This window comes from Paenibacillus sp. FSL L8-0638, assembly GCF_038593075.1.
Taxonomy (GTDB): domain Bacteria; phylum Bacillota; class Bacilli; order Paenibacillales; family Paenibacillaceae; genus Paenibacillus; species Paenibacillus polymyxa_D.
The window spans coordinates 1,648,598-1,667,728 of sequence record NZ_CP151960.1 but is presented as its reverse complement, the minus strand read 5'-3'; the positions used below and the strand labels follow the sequence as shown (position 1 = coordinate 1,667,728).

The following is a 19,131-nucleotide window of genomic DNA, read 5'->3' as shown; positions in this document are numbered from 1 at the left end:
AATTACTGTGGTATAGGAAAAAAACGAAAGACGTTTGAATATTTAGGGTGGGGTATGTTAAGGTTAAATTAATATGAATTTTTCACAAGAGGGAGGAGATAAGATGTCAACGATGCTGAACATGCTGCGTACATTCATGATCGTCATATTGAGCCTCGTTCAGATTTTGTCCCTTCCTGTGACGTTTCATGCGGAAGACACTACTCAATCCCTTCAGTTTACTGCGGGATCTTCTCTCCTGTCTCATGCTGATGTTTCCTCGTTAGAAACCGATTCTCACGGTCTGGAGCACCATCCCAAACCAGCTATACGCAAATCCTCCCCTTTACTTCATCTGGTGATCGCTGCGGCCAAATCACTTCCCTTTGTCATTTTGATAGCGTTTGTGCTGCTATTGAGCATCCCTAAACTACGTCTGCCTTTTATTCCTGTCATTTGCAAACTAAAGAAGCAATTGTACTTGTTCCCCATCAAATTTACCTCTAGTTATGTGGCTTAACCTCCCTTAAGCATGCACATCACCACATTTGCATGTCTATTTGTTAACCGTTCCCAATAAGTGTAATACGTTAAGTATATTTACCAGGTTTTCTATGTTAATTTATAAAATTTAATACAAAAAGAAAGTTTCCATGTCACTCCCAAAGCATGTGATTTATTTCCCATACCATTCATTTAAATAACGTATCGTACAGGAGGCTTTACAAATGGATATTCGAGAGTCTATTTTGCCAGGAATCGGGATTAAGTATCGAATAGATGCAGAGAGTGGCGACCGAATTGTCATTATTATTCATGATGATGGCAGGCGTGAGTTGTATCACTTTGATTACGAGGATTTGGAACAAAGTATTTCTATGACAACCCTGAATGATCAGGAAGCACGATTGGTAGCCTCCATCATCGGGGGTATGACATATAAGCCGAAACAGCTTGAAAGTGTAGAAATGACGTTTGACGATTTTATTATCGAATGGTATAGAGTGGAATCTCACTATGCAAGTGTTGGCAAATCCATCGGTGAGCTGGATATTAGACAAAATTCGGGAGCCACTGTTATTGCCATTGTGGAGAAAAAGGGAATGAAATATGTAAATCCTGGTCCTGAAGTGATTATTAACGATGATGCCACTGTAGTTGTTGTTGGGGAACGCGATCAGCAAAAACGCTTTAAACAAATCCTTATGAACGGAAGCGGGTGATTGGATGGATCATCTGGTATTTGAGGTTGGATTGGCAATTGCTCTCATCGCTGCAGCCGGACTTATTTCCTCCAAACTGCGCTTCTCGGTCATCCCTTTTTATATCCTGATCGGAATGGCAGTTGGACCGCATGCGATGGAGCTATGGCATTTTGATTTTCGCTTTATCGAAAGCGCCCCTTTTATTGATTTTATGGGAAGAATCGGAGTGCTGTTTCTTCTCTTTTACTTGGGTCTGGAGTTTTCAGTAGGTAGATTAATTAAATCAGGCCGCTCCATTGCCGTGGGTGGCACCATTTATATTGGCATCAATTTCACACTGGGGCTGGCTCTTGGCTTCCTGAGCGGCTTTCCTGTAGCAGAAACACTGGTTATCGCCGGAATTACAACCATATCATCCAGTGCTATTGCTGCGAAGGTGCTGGTAGATCTCAAGCGGACTGCCAATGCTGAAACTGAAATGATTTTGGGCATTATTATGTTCGAGGATGTTTTCCTCGCCGTATACATCTCCATCCTCTCCGGATTGGTTCTTAGCGATTCATCCTCGCTCGGGGGTGTGCTGCTATCAGCGCTAATCGCGCTTGGCTTTATGCTTGCAGTCATTATTATCGGCCGTAAGGCCGTCCCTCTGTTAAATCGGATTCTCCGTATTCGCTCCAATGAGGTATTCGGACTTGTTGTTTTTGGCTCTCTGTTTCTGGTGGCAGGTTTTTCGGAAACGATTCATGTGGCGGAAGCTATCGGCGCCCTGTTGGTCGGTCTGGTACTAGCCGAAACAGAACATGCCAAACGAATCGAGCATTTAATTGTTCCTTTCTGCGATTTCTTCGGTGCCCTGTTTTTCTTCAGCTTTGGACTATCCATTGATCCACTGTCCCTGGGAGGAAACGCGATATGGCTTGCGCTGGCAGCAGTCGTCCTCACGTTGTTTGGTAACATTTGGGCAGGAATGCTGGCTGGGCGTACGGCCTCCTTATCTCCCAAAGCGTCAGCAAATATCGGCCTGACCATTGTGGCACGGGGTGAATTTTCGATTATCATGGCCAACTTGGGTAAAGAAGGCGGTTTACTTGATATTGTTCAACCCTTTGCAGCTATCTATGTACTCATACTAGCCATTCTTGGACCACTTCTGACAAAGCAGTCAAAGCCTATTTTTAATATGTTAAACAAAATATTCAAGTTCAAGGACCCCCGCCTACGAAAAGAAGAAAGTAACTCGGCGTAACTGTAAAGCTGGATACGACAATCCATAGGAGGGAAGGCTATGCCGCACGCTATTAAACATGCCGAAACTCTATGAGACGACTTGTGAAGCCCGCTTCAGAAGATGCGAGCAGGTTCCCTGTCTTTTATACGGTGATTGGCGGAATTACGGCATCCGTCGGTCTAGAATTGTTTTTGCATCCGCATGATATGATCGCTGGAGGCGTCACGGGGATCTCCAGACTCATGTCGCTTTATACACAAGAGCATTTTGGGTTATTGCTATTCGTTTTGAACTTGCCACTCATGCTGCTGTATTCATTATCCACTCACAAACCCATGCTGCTCCGTGCACTACCCGGCTTGTTCGCCTTTTCAGGCTCAGCCATCATTCTTTCGCCTTTTCCGGCAGTGAGCGGCCATCCGGTCGTATGTGCTTTGGGCGGCGGAATCTGTATCGGGCTTGGCGCAGGGCTGGCAGCTCGTCACGGTGGTCTGCTTGATTCACTAGGACTTAACGAACCAGGCGATGGCCGTCCATCCACATTGTTGCTAACACACCGCAAGATTCCGTTAATACAGATTGTTATGCTATGTAACGGTCTGCTGCTCATTACAGCTGGCTTTGTGCTAGGCTGGGAGCCAGCTCTATATTCAGCCTTATCCTGCCTCGCCGCCTATGAAACAACCCGGCTGATGTTTACCGGTCTGACGCGTATGGTTTGTGTTGTCAGCAAGAAGCAGCCAACCGTCGAGGATGCCATATATCGCAGGCTGCGTATACACAGCACGCCTGTTGTAGGCACTGCCCAGATAGAGGGCAAGATTAAAAGCAAATCTGAGGATAAAAAAGAACAAATGATCATCGTTTACAGCGTTCATCTGTTGGATTTGCAGCGCTTTAAGGCAGTCATCCAAATGGCAGACCCGCAGGCTGAGATCATGTATATGAAACGATGGAAAGCATAGCAAAGTAACACATCAAAAAAACGCTTATCTGCACTAATCTATGTATAACGATTAGTACAGATAAGCGTTTTGTAATGAACACTATATTAACGGATATTAATTTTGCATGATAAAATCATGTTCAATACTACTGGCACTGTCAAAAGTACGAATAATATCATAACGGGTATTACGCTGTGCCGGAATGTGACCCGTCTCGCGGATCAACTGTAAAATGGATTCAATGTTAACCTTATACGTTGCGCCTGCAGCGGAAACTACGTTTTCCTCAATCATGGTGCTACCAAAATCATCGCAACCGTAGTACAACGATTTTTTACCGATTTCAGGTCCCATAGTTACCCATGAGGATTGAATATGCTTGATGTTATCCAATACAAGACGACTGATCGCAACGGTCTTCAGATATTCCTCCGGCGTCTGACGTTCCTTCTTCAGGTTGGTATTGTCTGGCTGGAAGGTCCAAGGAATAAAGGCCAAAAATCCTTCAGAATTATATTTGTTTTCAATGCATTCGTCCTGAGCATCACGAACACGCAACAAATGCAGCGCACGCTCCTCCATCAACTCGCCAAAGCCAATAACCATCGTAGCAGTCGTGTTCATCCCAACCTTGTGAGCCGTTTGCATGACATCCATCCAATCACGCCAAGAGCCTTTGAGACGGCTAATTTTGCGGCGTGTGCGGTCGTCCAAAATTTCTCCACCTCCGCCCGGAAGCGAATCCAATCCAGCTTCATGAATGGCGCGGATTGTTTCTTCCATAGAAAGACCAGATTTCTCCTTCATTTTGTGAATTTCAGCTGGCGAGAAGGAGTGCATCGTAATATCGGGAAAACGCTCCTTGATACCTTTCAGCAAATCGGTATAATAACTGAACGGCAGATTCGGGTTCACACCGCCTTGCATTAGAATTTCGGTGCCACCTACTTCCTGCGTTTCCTTGATCTTCTGAAAGATCACCTCATCCGGCAAAACATAACCTTCATCAGAACCCGGTCTACGATAAAAAGCGCAGAAGCGACAGTATACGTCGCACACGTTTGTATAGTTAATATTTCGTCCGATAACGAAGGTTTTAACGGGATCGGGATGCATGCGATTCATGACTTTATTCGCCGCATGACCGATTTTTTCTACCTCGTCTGATTCGAACAAAGCAACGGTATCCTCTAAATTCAGGCGTTCGCCGCGTAGGGCTTTATCTAAAATATGGTCGATTACACTCATGGTGTATCCTCCTTCGCTGTCACAGGGCGACGAAATGAACGACAGGACTTATGAACGAGAATGCTTTCACAAACCTGCGTTCGAACCCTGCCGTAATGTATGTTCATGACTAGCCTTGTATGTTGTCTGTGCTATTTAGCATAGTAAAACCTAATGATAATACTAACATATCTTTAGGTAAGGAACCATACTTATTCCCGCTTCTTTCTGCTTTTCACCTAGGAAAACAGGCAACTGCCAAGCTTATCTCAACGTTGCATATAGCCAAAAAATAAGAAAACAGAACTGAAAAGTGTCTTTTTTCACACTGTCGTTCATGTTATTTTATAGAAAACAGCAAGCCTCCTGAAATGCTGGAAACTTGCTGTTTAGTACTGTACATATTTACTCCCGGCGTGAAAACGACGAAGATGCTGCGATGTACTATCGCTCTAGCACAGCGCCTCATCCAGATCACTGATCAGGTCATCAATATCCTCCAGACCTACGGAGAAACGAAGTAGTCCGTCCGTAATCCCGCGCTCCAATCGTACACTATGGGGCATAGCCGCATGTGACATCATCGCCGGATACGACAAGATGCTTTCCACAGCTCCCAGACTCACCGCTACAATTGGAATACGTACGCGACTGAGGACTTCTTTTGCACGCTCACCAGAACCCACATCAAAAGATATCACTGCACCATAACCGCTGGATTGGCGCTCATGAACTTCACGCCCTGGATGATTCTCCAGACCCGGGTAGTAAACCGCCTCAATGTCGTTGCGCTCGTTCAGCCAGTTAGCGAGCTTCGCTGCGCTCTTTTCGCTGTGAGCCATACGAGCCTCCAGTGTCTTCATACCTCGCATGAGCAACCATGACTCCTGCGGAGCCAACACGGTACCCAGTCCATTTTGGAGCTGCTTGATTTGTCTTCCCAACGATTCGGTACGTGCTACCGCAAGTCCTGCCAGCACATCGCTGTGTCCGCCCAGAAACTTGGTCGCACTGTGCAATACAATATCAACTCCCTGCTCAATCGGACGTTGATAATAAGGTGTCATAAAAGTATTATCCAATAACGTTAAAAGCCCGTTGTCCTGTGCCCAAGAAGTTATTCCTGCCACATCGGTAATTTTGAGTGTCGGATTGGACGGAGTTTCCATATATACAGCCCTTGTATTCTCCTGCAACGCATCTTTCACAAGGTTGAGGTCCGTCATGTCGACGAAGGTCGTTTCGATATTCATCCGTTTCAAAATGGAGGTCAGCAGTCGATATGTTCCTCCATATACGTCCTCGGAAACAATGACATGATCTCCAGCAGACAAGAGCATAAATGTAGTAGAGATGGCCGCCATACCTGATGCAAAGGCAAAACCGCACGCCCCGCCTTCTAATAAAGCGATATAATCCTCCAGAGCTTGTCGTGTCGGATTACCTGAACGGCTATAGTCATGCTGTGGAGGATTAAAAATATCGTGATGGTGGAAGGTAGAAGCTTGATAGATCGGGACGCTCGATGCCCCCGTAAAGCTGTCAATTTCAGAGCCAAAATGCAGCAGCTTGGTAGCGAACTTCCGCTCTTTGTTCAGATCCTGCCCGATCCTCCTCGCATCCTCTATCATTGCAGCTCTCCTCCTTCTACTTCTTGACGTGCCGCTTCCAACGCCGAACGCAAATCTTCAATTAGGTCGTCTGTATGCTCAATGCCTACGGAGAAACGCAACAGCCTGTCATCTACCCCGACTGCATCCCGAATTTCTGCTGGTATGTCCGCATGTGTCTGCACAGCGGGATAGGTCATTAACGATTCCACACCGCCGAGACTTTCCGCAAACGCAATGAGCTTAATGTGACGAAGCAAAGGTTCCACATAACGAGCATCCTTTACTTTAAAGGAAAAGATACCCGTATTTCCGCTGGATTGTTTATTTTGAATCTCACGACCTGGATGGCCTTCGAGAGCTGGATAAAATACTTCCGCCACAGCCGGATGCGTCAGTAAATACTTAGACAGCACTGTTGCATTATGCTCGTGTCGGTCCATACGCAGCGCTAACGTCTTCATGCCCTTCATTAACTGGTAGCAATCGCTTGGGGAAAGCACGGCCCCTATGGAATTGTGCAGGAATGCAATTTCAGCTGATAGCTCTTTGCCTTTGGTTACGATCAACCCTGCCAGCACATCGTTGTGTCCGCCCAAATATTTGGTTGCGCTATGTACCACAATATCCGCGCCCAGTTCCAATGGCCGCTGGAAATATGGCGTTAGCAGCGTATTATCTACAATGGTAAGCAATTGATGTTGTGATGCCCATTCAGCCACCGCTCGAATATCAGTAATCATCATTAACGGATTTGTAGGCGTTTCTATGAATACAGCTTTGGTATTCGGTCGACATGACTGTTCGAGCGCTTCAAGATCGTTCGTATCCACATAACTGGCTGTCACACCAAATTTAGACAAAATACGCTCCAGCAAACGATACGTCCCGCCATACAGATCCAGCGATACTATGAGATGATCTCCCTGTCCAAACAATGCAAATACCGTTTGCAGCGCCGCCATACCTGAGCTGCATGCAAAGCCTGCATCACCCGATTCAAGTGCAGCAGAAGCCTCTTCCAGTACCTTTCGCGTGGGATTGATCGTCCGAATGTAATCAAATCCTGTGCTTTGACCCAGACGGGGATGGCGGAACGCCGTAGATTGGTAAATCGGGTAATTAACAGCCCCGGTTACTGGCTCTTCTACTGAACCGATTTGTGCCAATCTACTTTCGATTTTCCACTGTTTCTCACTCATATGAATCCTCCTGTTAACTTCCATAGTGGGTGCTATAACCAATCCTGCAAAAATGGATGTCAAAGACTATACTGCTGCGCTACTGCAAGGTGATACTCTACATACTCTACAAAGCCATGCTCCTATTTTAAATCTGGGGCCCGATATCATAAGGTGTTTCTTGGTATACATAATAGTTCAGCCAATTCGAGAATAATAAATTGGCGTGCGCCCGCCAAATTGAGGGGGGGGTGCGCTCAGGATCATCATTAGGAAAATAATTTTTGGGGACTTCAATATCCATTCCTTTGGCTACATCGCGGTCGTATTCCCATTTCAGTGAAAGCGGGTCATATTCAGAATGCCCAGTTACAAAAATTTGTTTACCGTCAAGCGTGGCTACGAGGTACACTCCAGCTTCCTCGGATTCGGATAAAACTTCTAATTCGGCGATATGATCAATATCTTCCCGACGAACCTCCGTATGCCTGGAATGAGGAGCATAAAACAGTTCATCAAAGCCGCGTAACAATTTTACTTTAGGTTTAATCACGGTGTGTGGAAATACACCGAAGCATTTGTAGTCGAGCCCATATTTAGGGACATCGAAATGATGGTATAAGCCTGCCTGTGAGGCCCAACAGATATGCATGGTCGAAGTTACATTCGTTTTCGTCCATTCAAAGATTTGCCGGATTTCCTCCCAGTAGTTCACATCCTCAAACTCAAGCTGTTCAACCGGGGCTCCTGTAATGACCATGCCGTCAAAACGACTGTTCTTGATCTCGTCAAACGTTTTATAGAACATGTTCAAATATTCTTGCGATGTATTTTTGGATACATGAGACTTCATATGCACCAGCGTGACATCCACTTGCAACGGCGTATTGCCGACCAGGCGCAACAGTTGGGTTTCCGTCGTTTCCTTTGTAGGCATTAAATTCAAAATGGCGATACGCAACGGACGAATATCCTGATGATAAGCCAAGCTTTCATCCATTACGAAAATATTTTCGCCCTCCAGCACTTCCTTAGCAGGTAATGTGTCTGGGATTTTAATCGGCATGTAAACTCACTCCTTGTTCGGTAAGTTTTGCGGAAATCGTCTTGTTGAGATGCCGGGCATATAATAAAAAGACCTTTCTCTGGTTAGAGAAAGGTCATATTTGTATCCATATGCGCCTCTCTCATCTGTCAGGGCAACGCGCTTTGTACAAAGCGCGCGTCCTGCAAGAATTAGCACCGTGCGATTAAAATCGCCGGTTGCCGGGTATCATCGGGCTAGTCCCTCCACCTGCTCTTGATAAGATTTCGCTATATTCATTTTGGGTTCACAAAGTTCTTGTTGTTCACTTTAATGCATCGGCTGGGCTTCGTCAAGATGGGACTTGCAAATTTGTAACCTGCATTCACATTTTGTCTACCTTTTCCATAGGTTAAATCATATCCCTCCTATCGCTGAAGCTCTTGCCACTACTGTTGATTTTGCCCATGATTTTGCGCTTGAAAGGCCGTAGGCCGAGCGTTATACTATACAAGTGCTATTAGGCAAAAATATGGAGCAGTAGTGCAGATTTGAGTGTTTCCTGCGATACTGTGGCAATCTAAAAAAAGAACATTTGAGAGGTGAATCCGGAATGGAAGGCGACCCGAGTCCGAATAGGCGGCGATCCCTGAACAACAGCATAGGAATGACTTCAGCTTGCCGAAAGACGGGACGCCAGGCTCTGCATGCTCCAAAAGCCTCCGGCTTTTGATGAGAGTGCACGCTTACCCGCACCGGCTAACTGGCTAACTGAGTCCATTCCTTATGCTTAAGGTAAACGTATTTCCGTTACGACGGAGCATAAGGAGTGACGTATATGAAAATCCGTTTGGTCAACAACGGGGTTTTTACCCCTGTCGAAGAAATTGAAATGGCGCTTACTGCACCGGCAGAAGGTTTTTATTGGATTGATGCCGATGTCGATGATTTGGCAGTGCTCCAGCCTTTATTTTCCATGCATGATCTTGCAGTAGAAGACTGTTTGAGTGAAGAAGAACAGCGTCCGAAGATTGAAATTTATGAAAGCCATTATTTTATCGTTGTAAATAGCATTCGTTTTGATGATGAAGAAATATTTTTGCGAGCTTTGAACATTTTTCTCGGCCGCCATTTTATCATTACGGTGACCAAGCAGAAAATCAATGAGCTTCGTACCCTCAAGCCTATGCTGTGGGAGCAAGAAGTCAGCCAGCCTGACCGTTTTATGTATCTGTTGGTCGACTTGATTGTTGACAACTATTTTCTGGTTGGTGACCGGATTGAGGTCCGCATTGAAAAGCTGGAAGAAGATATTCTAATGCATACGAAAAAGTCGCATTTGAACGAAATCATCGGCTTACGCAGTGAGATTCTGTGGCTGAAAAAAGTGCTGGGTCCGCAAAAAGAAGTCATCAATACCCTGAACAAGCGGGATTTACGGCTCATCGACGATCAATTGCAAAAATATTTTAGCGACATTTATGAAAATGCTGTGAAAATTTCGGAGACTTTCGAAACTTACCGCGACTTGATGGGTAACCTTCGAGAAGCTTATCAATCCAGTATCGCCAACCGTGCCAATGAAATTATGCGTGTGTTTACAGCAATTACGACCGTATTTATGCCATTGACGGTCATTACCGGAATATATGGGATGAACTTCGATAATATGCCTGAGCTTCATACACGTTATGGCTATTTTGTCGTCATTGGTATTATGGTGGCATTAGGCGTCAGTATGTTCTGTATTTTCCGTAAGAAAGACTGGGTTTAGAAAGAAAAAGGAAAAAAGTATCGAATTGGATACTTTTTTCTATTTTCAAGCTTGGTCATAAAAAGCAGCAGCCGTGTCCTGTGAGGAACTGGCTGCTGCTTTTTAGTATGTTGGACCCTGAATATACTTTAATACCGAGCTTTATCCAACCAGTTCTATATTATCCAACATGTCGGTCGGGTACCTGCTGATGACGAAACCGTATACGGATCAGACGCAGACGCTCATAAATCTGATCCAGTCCTGTTTCGGTTGCCTTTTCTTCCCCATACACTTTCAGCATGACGGGCTTGAGCAACGTATCCCCCAACTCTTCATAAGCAGACCAGATAGCTGCCTGCTCCGCCTCAGATACATTCACCAATTCCTTGTGGATCAGCTTCTCCATATCAATACCATCTCTATCCAAATGCTCCACAGCTTCAATCATCTCTCTACGATGCAAACCTGTCTTCATTCCGATATGCTCCAGTGAAAGACCGTCCGAAATGCCTTCAATAATCGTTCTAGTTAAGCTGAATTTGTTCAGTTCCTGCCTGTACTGGTTCTCTTTTTGCTTGTATAACCATGACAAAAAAACTTCTTCTTCCAGCGTCTCTGTTACCCAGTTCAACGGAAATGGCGTGGTCCGGTCATTTTGTGTCGTAATAGCCAATAGCTCCGTCCCATATTGCGACACCTTACCCTGACCCATACCAGGCAGCTCCAACAGTTCTTCTTCGGTATGGGGAAGATAAACGCTAATGAGTCGAAGCAGTCGATTCGTAGCGATAAAATAAGGTGCTTTTCGTTCCGTTGCTGCTTTTTGCCGTCTCCACATCGTCAATTGCTCATACACTTCATCACGTGGAAACAAATCACTGTAGCAATACAGCTTTTGCAGCGTTTGTCCTCGTCCTGATGATCCTTCTTGCTCATGAAATACACCATGGATTAGGGGCCTGTAGCCCTCAGCCATTTTGAGCGCCAGCTCATGACGGTATACATGCAGTAATTCCTGCCACAAGCTGCCCTCATACCAAAGGTCGTCTATACTTTCATCCGGGACATGGTGTGTGCTCCAGCCTGCACTCCATCCCCCTTCATGCTGCCCAATCCATACCTGAGCAAAGTCCTCATAGCCCTGTTCATTCCGTTTGGACAAGCGATTTAAAAATACTATCTCCATGATTTCTTCCTCCCTCATATCGTTGAAAGACAGTCCCGCACAACACAAAAACGCAAAAAAAAGCACCTATCCTGCGTATTCGCAAGAAAGGTGCTTCCCTTTTTGAGCCGTACTATACTGTTGCCTATATAATAACCGTACCTTGGAGTGCCGTCAACCCTAAATTCTAATGATTCAGCTTTTCCTTTGCCAATGCCAGAGCACCGCACAATCCAGCATTATCACCCAATCCTGGAGATACGATATATTGCTCAATATCTGTTGTCAGACTCGAATGCTGCACGTATCCGTTCAAAAGTTTTTGTAGTTTGGTACGAATGAGCGGGAACAATTGGTCTTGCTTCATTACTCCCCCGCCCATAATAATTTTTTGCGGAGACAGGATTAAAACATAGCTCATTAAAGCCTGTGCCAGATAGTGCGCTTCCATTTCCCAGGCCGAGTGATCGACAGAAAGCTCATGTCCCTTAACCTTCCATCTTTTTTCGAGCGCAGGACCTGCTGCCAGACCCTCCAAACAATCTCCGTGATAAGGACATGTCCCCTCGTAAGTATCTTCTGGGTGACGACGTACCAGAATATGCCCCATTTCCGGGTGAGATAATCCATGTATCAGCTTTCCACCAACCAAAGCACCTGCCCCGATGCCTGTGCCTATCGTGATATACAGACAGTTGTCCAATCCTTTGGCGGCACCCCAAATAGACTCACCAAGTGCTGCTCCATTCACATCCGTATCAAACCCCATAGGCACATCAAAATGCTCTTTCAGTTTACCAATCAGATTGTAATTTCCCCAATGTGGCTTTGGCGTTGTTGTAATATAACCATATGTATCACTACCTTCGATAGGATCAATCGGCCCGAACGATCCTACGCCCAATGCTTCAATGCCCTTGCCTTCAAAAAATGCGATGACATTCTCCATTGTTTCTGCTGGTGTGGTTGTTGGAAAGCTCGCTCGTTCCAGTACCTCTCCACGTTCGTTGCCAATTCCACATACAAATTTGGTACCGCCTGCCTCAATTGCTCCCAATACTGTCATAGTTGCTGTTGTCCCCTTTCGATAATCCGGTTCTCTCTCCACTATATTCACCTGAAATGTACCTGAGGTCAATCCCCTAATCGCAATTGTATATAATCCTTCACAAGACGATATAACTCCGTTAACATAACGTATACAAATAAGGACACTGACGCATCCAGCCTCAGCATCCCTATATAACTTACTTTATTTAAATTGTCGTACCAGGCCTAATAGCTTCATTATGATCCGGTTGCGACACCCATCAATGTACACAAGCTTTTCATTTCAAGCTGCTCAAACTTGTCTACAATTTGCACGTGATCCAACGTCAGTAGACAGCTATCCAAAGCACATGCTACAGGTACACCACAGTGAATTTCAGCGAGTTTGCGTGAAAGATGCAGCATATCCAAATCACTCTCAATTTTTTTGCGGACCGATGGTGTTAATTGATCCAGATTCTCCAGAATGCCCTCAATAGAGTCGTATTCCTGCACCAGCTTGAGTGCCGTTTTCTCACCAATACCTCGTACTCCTGGATAATTATCGCTTGCATCCCCCATCAGGCCTTTAAGGTCCACCACTTGGCGTGGCTTAAGCCCTTTTTCAGTCAGCAGGGTCTCCGGGGTGTATACCATATAATTGCCGTGGCCTTTTTTCATAATAATGACCCGTGTCCGATCATCCACTAATTGAAGTAAATCATGATCTCCCGAGAGAATCATTACATCCATGTCCTCATTTTGCGAATAATGGCGTGCAAGCGTACCGATACAATCATCGGCTTCAAAGCCTTCCGCTCCAATGTTGGGAATACCGAGGCTGTCCGTCACTTCACGAATCAATGTAAATTGGGGAATCAAATCATCTGGTGCGTCGGCTCGATTTCCCTTATACGCAGCAAAATGTTCCCCACGGAATGTCGTTCCGCCCATATCCCAGCAACAAATAACATGTGTAGGATTAAACGTTTGGACTGCATCCCAAAAATATCGAATAAAACCATATATGGCGTTCGTTGGCACCCCAGCTTTTGTACGACGGATATAACCGTTTGCGGCGGTTGCATAATAAGCGCGAAATAGCAGGGCCATGCCGTCAACCAGCATTACGGATTGTTCATTGCGTTGTGTCACAGATTGTATTGCTCCCATTCATCATAATATTTAACCCCCACAGTATAACATATCGTGGGGGTAAATTGGGCGTTATTGAGCTCCCCATGTGCCCTCAAATGTTTCCTCTTTGAACCCTACCGTTACTTTGTTACCGTCGGTTACAATCGGGCGTTTGATTAATCTTCCATTTGAGGATAAAAGCGAAATTTGCTCTTCACGGCTCATGTCTCCCAGCTTATCTTTCAGCTTTAACTCTTTGTACACCTCACCGCTTGTATTGAAAAACTTTTTCAGCTCCAGCCCGCTTTTGCGAATCAATTCTTCCAATTCCTCCGGGCCAGGCGGCTGTTCAAAAATAGGAATAAGTTCCGTCTCATGCCCCTTGTTTTGCAGCCATTTCACTGCATTACGGCAGGTACTGCATTTAGAATACTGATATACTTTCAGTTGGCTCATCGCTAGATTAACCTCCATTTGGTTTTCTCTTAAAAGCTCCTGCATTTCAGCCATATCGTCAGGTAGAGGAGCATAGAACGTCAGCCGCTCCCCGGTTACAGGATGCTCCAAGGACAGCTCTGAAGCATGTAAGGCTTGTCGAGGCATCCTGGCATCAAGCTGATCATATCGCTCACGTTGCGCAGCATCATCAGGTGTAATCCGGTACATTTTATCTCCGATCAACGGACAACCGATATAAGTCATATGCACTCGAATTTGGTGCGTACGCCCGGATTCCAACTTTAGTCCGATGCGGCTTCCCCCGTTCCACACTTCCTCCAGCTTATACAGCGTAAGGGCAGGATAACCATCCGGAGTCACCATACGTAAATGCGGATCATCCGGGTTGCGGTCAATCGGTCCGTCTACCTTACCTTCCTGCAGCTCAGGGCGCCCATGCACCAGAGCCGTATAGCGCTTATCCACCGTTCCCGCAATCATCTGTTCAGAAATATGCTGGTGTACATATGGATTTTTGGCTACGACCAGCACCCCCGTCGTCTCCTGATCAAGACGATGAACAGGACGAAACCGGAACAGCTCCCCCTTGGTCTGCCAATAATGCACAACCCCGTTAGCCAGTGTTCCTGTGTAATGACCATGAGTCGGATGGACAATCATGCCCGCCGCCTTGTTCACCACTAACAGATGTTCGTCCTCAAACAATATCTCAAAAGGAATGGGTTCAGGTAAAATATCATCAGAACGCTCGCGCTCCATGCGAATTTCTACTCGATCCCCGGATTTCACCTTTACGCTGATGTACACACGTGTCCCGTTCAGCATAATACCTTGCTCGGTCAGCTTGAGTTTGGATATTAACTTTCGAGAAATGTTCATACGTTTTTGTAAAATAGTCTTCAACAGCATGCCCTCCTCCTCCGGAGGGATCGTATATACGATAGGTTCATAGTACAAGCTCATCACAAATTCCCGGTTGCCTCCTTATTTGCGGAACACTTTTTTGCTGCGCACATATTCGACATCGGGTACGCCCTGACGGACATTCGCTGTGCGAGCAACGGCAAAGAAATAATCAGAAAGGCGGTTCAAATACCGACGTACCGCCGGATTAATGTCCGTATGTTTACCTAGTGTAACCACACGGCGTTCTGCGCGTCGGCAAACCGTACGGCATACATGAAGCGTTGAGGATAATGTGTTACCACCTGGTATAATAAAACGCTCCACCTTCGGATTTTCCTCCTGACATGCATCAATCCAACCTTCCAGACGCTCTGCCAGCTCGTCCTTCACCTTATATTTGCTTTCACTGATTTTAACAAATGCCAAATCCGAACCACAATCAAACAGCTCCTGCTGTATTTCTTCCAATTGAGTCCGAATATCCGCAAACTCTTCCCCTTCGGCAAAGCTGATCGCTTGTCCTACAAAGCTGTTCAGCTCGTCAATTGTACCGTACGCCTCCACACGATCATCATCTTTGGACACTCGACCGCCGATCACAGAAGTTTGTCCTTCATCACCTGTTCTAGTATAGATTCCCATTCCATTTCATCCCCTTTATCATTCCGTAAGTGCTTTCAGCACCTTGATGGCTTCTTCCTTATTGCTTGTACGAGGCGGAACGGTAGCAAATAGTGTTTTGGAGTTATATTTTAGCTCCTTAAACATCTTCATCTGCTCCACCGGAATTCCGAACAAATGAGTTTCCTTGCTCACATCTGTTCCTTCTTCCTCCTGCCCCTTCTTCTTAAATACGCCGCCCTCGAACACGCCCCGGGCATACGTCTTCTTGTCAAAAGCATCATCTAACGGCAGATTCGAACCATTCTGTCCATACAACTTCATGTCCTCTTCCGGCAAAAGAAACAGATCATGCTCCCCGGCCGCATATTCTACAACCAGCTTCTGCTGGTTATACAGCGGACTGACTGAAATCTCAATAGTCGGAGCCTGTTCGCCCAGCTTATCCTTAAGCTTTTGTGCCAGCTCCTCACGGATGACTGAAGCATCCCCTTTATCCATAATAAAAATGGAGAAGCTGTCCTTGTCCCGTCCCCCACATCCAGCCAATAATACAAGTGTCAGCATTCCGATGATCCACGGCGATAGCCTTTTTAGCCCCGCTCTCATATGTACGCCCCCTCTTCCATGCCATTAATATATCATAAGTTGTGAACGCAAAAAAAGAAGGCTCGACGGCCTTCTTCTTACATTTGGCTGACTTCACACGGTTAAACCTTGCATTCCGTACCATACAGCTTCATATATTCATTGATCTTCAAATCGAGCTTGCAGCTGATCTCAATGACAAGATCAGAGGTGAAGGACTGCTCTTCCTGAAACGTCCGCATCATCTCATTGCGCAGGAACAAAATTTCATCTTCCAGAGAAATGTCGTATCCTATTGAACTAGACGAATTAAATCCAACATATGACATGAGCATTCCTCCTACAATTGAAAAATTGAACTTCCTGCTATCGATTTCAAATTATAGCATAGAAATTTAGAAATAAAAGACTATTTTTTATTAATTACCCATAAAAAAATAATTTTAACCTTCTTTTCTTACTTTTTCTACAAAATGACCAATCCGATCCAGTGCCTCCGTCAGCTGAGCAACAGAAGTCGCGTATGAGCAACGAAGATAGCCTTCGCCTCCCAAACCGAACACATTACCTGGTACAGCCGCAACTTTAGCCTCTGCCAAAAGACGCTGTGCAAATTCATCTGAGCTGAGTCCCGTACTTTGAATACTAGGGAAAACGTAAAAAGCCCCTCTTGGCTCATGGCACTCCAGGCCGATTTCCCGAAACCCTTCAACCATCAGACGGCGACGCTGATTATAGGCTTCTACCATACGATCTTTCTCACCCAAACCATTCCGCAACCCTTCCAGTGCCGCAACTTGCCCCATAGAAGGCGCACACATTACGGTGTACTGATGGATTTTGAGCATAGCGGCAATCAGATCGGGATGTCCGCATGTATATCCAATACGCCAACCTGTCATGGCGAAGGCTTTGGAAAAACCACTGACGAGAATCGTACGATCCATCATACCAGGCATAGCCGCAAAACTGACATGCTTCTCTCCATAATTCAATTCAGCATAAATTTCATCAGAAATGACGATCAAATCATGCTTTTCCACGACTTCGGCAATCGGAAGCCAATCTTCATAAGTCATCGTAGCCCCAGTTGGATTGCTCGGATAGCATAAAATCAGCACCTTGGATTTAGGTGTAATTTTTGCCTCCAGCGCCTCAGCCGTCAGCTTGAATTCATCCTTAGCAAAGGTTTCAATACCTACCGGAATCCCGCCTCCAATTGCAGTGATTGGAGAATATGAAATGTAGCACGGTTCGGGCACGAGAATTTCGTCGCCAGGTACAATTAACGCACGCAAAGCAAGATCAATCGCCTCGCTTCCCCCAACGGTCACGATAATCTCATTTTTAGGATCATAACGGACTTCAAATTGCTCATCTAGATAATCACTGATCGCTTCACGCAGTTCTGGCGTTCCCGCATTAGACGTATAGCTGGTAAAACCTCGCTCTAATGAATAGACACAGGCTTCCCGCATATGCCAAGGGGTTGTAAAATCCGGTTCGCCTACACCAAGGGTAATAATATCCTTGTTGCCACCCACCAAGTCAAAAAACTTACGAATACCCGAAGATGGGATCTCGCGCACCAACGGGGACAAATAGGAACTCATAGCTTTGTTACTGTCGGTAAATGCTTCTGTTTTGAGATTCATCATGATCTTCCTTTACGGCGAAATCATCAGACGATTATCTTCCTGATGGTCCTCAAAGATAATTCCGTCCTGCTTGTATTTTTTAAGCGTAAAATTAGTCTTGGTAGACAAGACCGAATCAATAGGCGACAGTTTCTCCGACACAAAATTAGCGACCTCACGAAGATTGCGGCCTTCAACCTCTACCAGCAAATCGTATGCTCCGGACATGAGATAGACCGATTTAACTTGCGGATACAAATAAATGCGTTCTGCAATCCCTTCAAAGCCTCTTCCACGCTCGGGTGTAATTTGCACTTCGATCAAAGCGGTAACCTTTTCGTCGTCGACTTTGTCCCAATTAACTACAGCGGCATATTTGACAATCACGTGTTGGTCTTCGAGCTCTTTCATTGAGATGCGTACATCCTGCTCGTCAACCCCCAGCATAGTAGCCAATAGAGTCGGTGTTCTTCTTGCATCTTCTTTTAACAATTCCAGCACTTTTAATTTCAATTCATTCAGCTCTGTCATTCTACATAAGGCCTCCATCAAAAGAGATTACTATACATCATACAATACGCACTTTAAACCTGCAAAGAAAAACCGTCCACTCCGGTAAACCCGGCAGATGGACGGCTGTTATGGGAAATTGCTTTAGAAACGGAATATCCCTTTACATATAGTAAGGGTTGTTTTGGTGAGCAGACTGACCTTGCTGATGCATAGATTGACCATATATTCCCGCGGATGCCGACTTTTGCTGAATGAACTGTTGGCATTCTTGTTGGGTCTTACGAGCTTCTTGAATCTGTTTGTCCAAATCAATGCGCAGTGCTTTAGAAGGAGTGGCATACATATTGTTCTGGCTCATCAAACGATATAAATCACCTTGCATACGCAATGTGTCGTTCGTAAGGTCAGTGAACATCTGACGCACAGACGGACAATTGGATTCTGTTGTCGCTGTTGTGTACTCCCGCACTGTACGTTTCATATCAGCTAGAATGGTATAGAGCAAGTCTTCTTCGGGCATAAATGACATATTGTTTTGTGAATACATCTTGTCATACCTCCTTTATTGGTAATCCATAATTACTGCTGCGGTTGCATTGGAGCAAGCTGCTGATGCTGTTGCAGGGCATTGGAAAGCAGATTCAAGTGGTGCTCATGAGTTCTTGCCAGTTGCATACAGGCCTGTTGAATGACTGGTTGCTGTATGGACGCCGCTGTCGCTGCACATTGTTTTAACAGTAGTTGTTCATTGGAAATGGAGTCCGCGATATACTCCAGCTCTTTGCCTGTCAAGGGTTGCATGTTCGTAGATTGCATCATCTCTGTGCCTCCTTAAATGTTTTGTTGCACGCTGGTTATCTTGTCCGTTTGTTGAAATAGTATGTACACATAAGAGATACTACATATTGCCTATGAG

Annotated in this window: 20 protein-coding genes, 1 pseudogene and 1 riboswitch; of the genes and pseudogenes, 5 read left to right on the top strand and 16 right to left on the bottom strand. The window is 45.4% G+C overall.

What is annotated here, in order from left to right:
- Positions 1–103 precede the first annotated feature (103 nt).
- The 4 genes from MKY35_RS07485 to MKY35_RS07470 all read left to right on the top strand — a co-directional run bounded on the left by MKY35_RS07485 (position 104) and on the right by MKY35_RS07470 (position 3,380).
- A complete protein-coding gene (locus MKY35_RS07485) occupies positions 104–499 on the top strand; it encodes a hypothetical protein (RefSeq protein ID WP_069012825.1) in 396 nt (131 codons plus the stop codon).
- A gap of 208 nt (positions 500–707) precedes the next feature.
- Positions 708–1,202 (top strand): cation:proton antiporter regulatory subunit, encoded by a 495-nt coding sequence (locus MKY35_RS07480; protein WP_039269782.1) that lies wholly within the window; start codon positions 708–710, stop codon positions 1,200–1,202.
- 4 nt (positions 1,203–1,206) lie between these two features.
- Positions 1,207–2,433: a cation:proton antiporter gene (locus MKY35_RS07475; RefSeq protein WP_342446014.1), complete on the top strand. Its 1,227-nt coding sequence runs from the start codon at positions 1,207–1,209 to the stop codon at positions 2,431–2,433.
- A gap of 83 nt (positions 2,434–2,516) precedes the next feature.
- Complete coding sequence (locus tag MKY35_RS07470) at positions 2,517–3,380, top strand: YitT family protein (RefSeq protein WP_342446623.1); 864 nt, start codon at positions 2,517–2,519, stop codon at positions 3,378–3,380.
- Positions 3,381–3,476: 96 nt separating this feature from the next.
- Here the strand turns inward: MKY35_RS07470 and mqnC are convergent, their stop codons facing one another.
- The 4 genes from mqnC to metA all read right to left on the bottom strand — a co-directional run bounded on the left by mqnC (position 3,477) and on the right by metA (position 8,446).
- The gene (mqnC, locus tag MKY35_RS07465; RefSeq protein WP_029516502.1) at positions 3,477–4,610 is read right to left on the bottom strand and encodes a cyclic dehypoxanthinyl futalosine synthase; all 1,134 of its coding nucleotides are present in this window, start codon (positions 4,608–4,610) and stop codon (positions 3,477–3,479) included.
- Positions 4,611–5,041: 431 nt separating this feature from the next.
- Positions 5,042–6,220 carry an aminotransferase class I/II-fold pyridoxal phosphate-dependent enzyme gene (locus MKY35_RS07460; RefSeq protein WP_342446013.1) on the bottom strand — a complete coding sequence of 393 codons (1,179 nt, stop codon included), beginning with the start codon at positions 6,218–6,220 and terminating at the stop codon, positions 5,042–5,044.
- The gene (locus MKY35_RS07455) at positions 6,217–7,401 is read right to left on the bottom strand and encodes a PLP-dependent transferase (protein ID WP_342446012.1); all 1,185 of its coding nucleotides are present in this window, start codon (positions 7,399–7,401) and stop codon (positions 6,217–6,219) included. Before MKY35_RS07455 ends, MKY35_RS07460 begins: the two co-directional genes overlap by 4 nt.
- Before the next feature lie 127 nt (positions 7,402–7,528).
- A complete protein-coding gene (gene metA, locus MKY35_RS07450) occupies positions 7,529–8,446 on the bottom strand; it encodes a homoserine O-succinyltransferase (protein WP_039269776.1) in 918 nt (305 codons plus the stop codon).
- Between the two features lie 118 nt (positions 8,447–8,564).
- Positions 8,565–8,690: riboswitch (SAM riboswitch) on the bottom strand.
- Positions 8,691–9,242: 552 nt separating this feature from the next.
- Here metA and corA point away from each other — a divergent pair.
- Entirely contained in the window at positions 9,243–10,178 is a 936-nt protein-coding gene (gene corA, locus MKY35_RS07445; protein WP_023987788.1) for a magnesium/cobalt transporter CorA, read from the top strand.
- A 160-nt stretch (positions 10,179–10,338) separates the two neighbouring features.
- On the opposite strand, the gene MKY35_RS07440 is transcribed toward corA, so the two are convergent.
- From MKY35_RS07440 to MKY35_RS07385, 12 genes and pseudogenes are all read right to left on the bottom strand, one after another.
- Positions 10,339–11,346: an HRDC domain-containing protein gene (locus MKY35_RS07440; RefSeq protein ID WP_342446011.1), complete on the bottom strand. Its 1,008-nt coding sequence runs from the start codon at positions 11,344–11,346 to the stop codon at positions 10,339–10,341.
- A 166-nt stretch (positions 11,347–11,512) separates the two neighbouring features.
- Complete coding sequence (locus MKY35_RS07435; RefSeq protein WP_342446010.1) at positions 11,513–12,391, bottom strand: ROK family protein; 879 nt, start codon at positions 12,389–12,391, stop codon at positions 11,513–11,515.
- 221 nt (positions 12,392–12,612) lie between these two features.
- Complete coding sequence (locus MKY35_RS07430) at positions 12,613–13,509, bottom strand: 5'-3' exonuclease H3TH domain-containing protein (RefSeq protein ID WP_080710677.1); 897 nt, start codon at positions 13,507–13,509, stop codon at positions 12,613–12,615.
- A gap of 72 nt (positions 13,510–13,581) precedes the next feature.
- A complete protein-coding gene (locus tag MKY35_RS07425) occupies positions 13,582–13,947 on the bottom strand; it encodes an arsenate reductase family protein (RefSeq protein ID WP_141695545.1) in 366 nt (121 codons plus the stop codon).
- A gap of 27 nt (positions 13,948–13,974) precedes the next feature.
- Positions 13,975–14,913 (bottom strand): annotated as a pseudogene (locus MKY35_RS07420) (RluA family pseudouridine synthase); the annotation flags it as partial.
- A 21-nt stretch (positions 14,914–14,934) separates the two neighbouring features.
- Positions 14,935–15,498, bottom strand: coding sequence for a cob(I)yrinic acid a,c-diamide adenosyltransferase (locus MKY35_RS07415; protein ID WP_342446009.1), 564 nt, complete (start codon positions 15,496–15,498; stop codon positions 14,935–14,937).
- An 18-nt stretch (positions 15,499–15,516) separates the two neighbouring features.
- Entirely contained in the window at positions 15,517–16,086 is a 570-nt protein-coding gene (locus MKY35_RS07410; RefSeq protein WP_069012834.1) for a hypothetical protein, read from the bottom strand.
- Between the two features lie 101 nt (positions 16,087–16,187).
- On the bottom strand, positions 16,188–16,394 hold the full coding sequence (locus MKY35_RS07405) for an aspartyl-phosphate phosphatase Spo0E family protein (protein WP_307348954.1): 207 nt from the start codon (positions 16,392–16,394) through the stop codon (positions 16,188–16,190).
- Between the two features lie 114 nt (positions 16,395–16,508).
- On the bottom strand, positions 16,509–17,720 hold the full coding sequence (locus MKY35_RS07400; protein WP_342446622.1) for an aminotransferase class I/II-fold pyridoxal phosphate-dependent enzyme: 1,212 nt from the start codon (positions 17,718–17,720) through the stop codon (positions 16,509–16,511).
- Between the two features lie 12 nt (positions 17,721–17,732).
- Positions 17,733–18,233, bottom strand: coding sequence for an Lrp/AsnC family transcriptional regulator (locus tag MKY35_RS07395; protein WP_069012836.1), 501 nt, complete (start codon positions 18,231–18,233; stop codon positions 17,733–17,735).
- Positions 18,234–18,375: 142 nt separating this feature from the next.
- Entirely contained in the window at positions 18,376–18,762 is a 387-nt protein-coding gene (locus MKY35_RS07390) for a spore coat protein (protein ID WP_039269762.1), read from the bottom strand.
- 32 nt (positions 18,763–18,794) lie between these two features.
- Positions 18,795–19,031: a hypothetical protein gene (locus MKY35_RS07385; protein WP_039270154.1), complete on the bottom strand. Its 237-nt coding sequence runs from the start codon at positions 19,029–19,031 to the stop codon at positions 18,795–18,797.
- Between the last annotated feature and the right edge of the window lie 100 nt (positions 19,032–19,131).

Bases quoted from the DNA above. Each gene is read 5' to 3' on its own strand.
- MKY35_RS07485 (WP_069012825.1), top strand. From the start codon at position 104: ATGTCAACGATGCTGAACATGCTGCGTACATTCATGATCGTCATATTG.
- MKY35_RS07480 (WP_039269782.1), top strand. From the start codon at position 708: ATGGATATTCGAGAGTCTATTTTGCCAGGAATCGGGATTAAGTATCGA.
- MKY35_RS07475 (WP_342446014.1), top strand. From the start codon at position 1,207: ATGGATCATCTGGTATTTGAGGTTGGATTGGCAATTGCTCTCATCGCT.
- mqnC (WP_029516502.1), bottom strand. From the start codon at position 4,610: ATGAGTGTAATCGACCATATTTTAGATAAAGCCCTACGCGGCGAACGC.
- MKY35_RS07460 (WP_342446013.1), bottom strand. From the start codon at position 6,220: ATGATAGAGGATGCGAGGAGGATCGGGCAGGATCTGAACAAAGAGCGG.
- MKY35_RS07455 (WP_342446012.1), bottom strand. From the start codon at position 7,401: ATGAGTGAGAAACAGTGGAAAATCGAAAGTAGATTGGCACAAATCGGT.
- metA (WP_039269776.1), bottom strand. From the start codon at position 8,446: ATGCCGATTAAAATCCCAGACACATTACCTGCTAAGGAAGTGCTGGAG.
- corA (WP_023987788.1), top strand. From the start codon at position 9,243: ATGAAAATCCGTTTGGTCAACAACGGGGTTTTTACCCCTGTCGAAGAA.
- MKY35_RS07440 (WP_342446011.1), bottom strand. From the start codon at position 11,346: ATGGAGATAGTATTTTTAAATCGCTTGTCCAAACGGAATGAACAGGGC.
- MKY35_RS07435 (WP_342446010.1), bottom strand. From the start codon at position 12,391: ATGACAGTATTGGGAGCAATTGAGGCAGGCGGTACCAAATTTGTATGT.
- MKY35_RS07425 (WP_141695545.1), bottom strand. From the start codon at position 13,947: ATGAGCCAACTGAAAGTATATCAGTATTCTAAATGCAGTACCTGCCGT.
- MKY35_RS07415 (WP_342446009.1), bottom strand. From the start codon at position 15,498: ATGGGAATCTATACTAGAACAGGTGATGAAGGACAAACTTCTGTGATC.
- MKY35_RS07410 (WP_069012834.1), bottom strand. From the start codon at position 16,086: ATGAGAGCGGGGCTAAAAAGGCTATCGCCGTGGATCATCGGAATGCTG.
- MKY35_RS07405 (WP_307348954.1), bottom strand. From the start codon at position 16,394: ATGTCATATGTTGGATTTAATTCGTCTAGTTCAATAGGATACGACATT.
- MKY35_RS07400 (WP_342446622.1), bottom strand. From the start codon at position 17,720: ATGAATCTCAAAACAGAAGCATTTACCGACAGTAACAAAGCTATGAGT.
- MKY35_RS07395 (WP_069012836.1), bottom strand. From the start codon at position 18,233: ATGACAGAGCTGAATGAATTGAAATTAAAAGTGCTGGAATTGTTAAAA.
- MKY35_RS07390 (WP_039269762.1), bottom strand. From the start codon at position 18,762: ATGTATTCACAAAACAATATGTCATTTATGCCCGAAGAAGACTTGCTC.
- MKY35_RS07385 (WP_039270154.1), bottom strand. From the start codon at position 19,031: ATGCAATCTACGAACATGCAACCCTTGACAGGCAAAGAGCTGGAGTAT.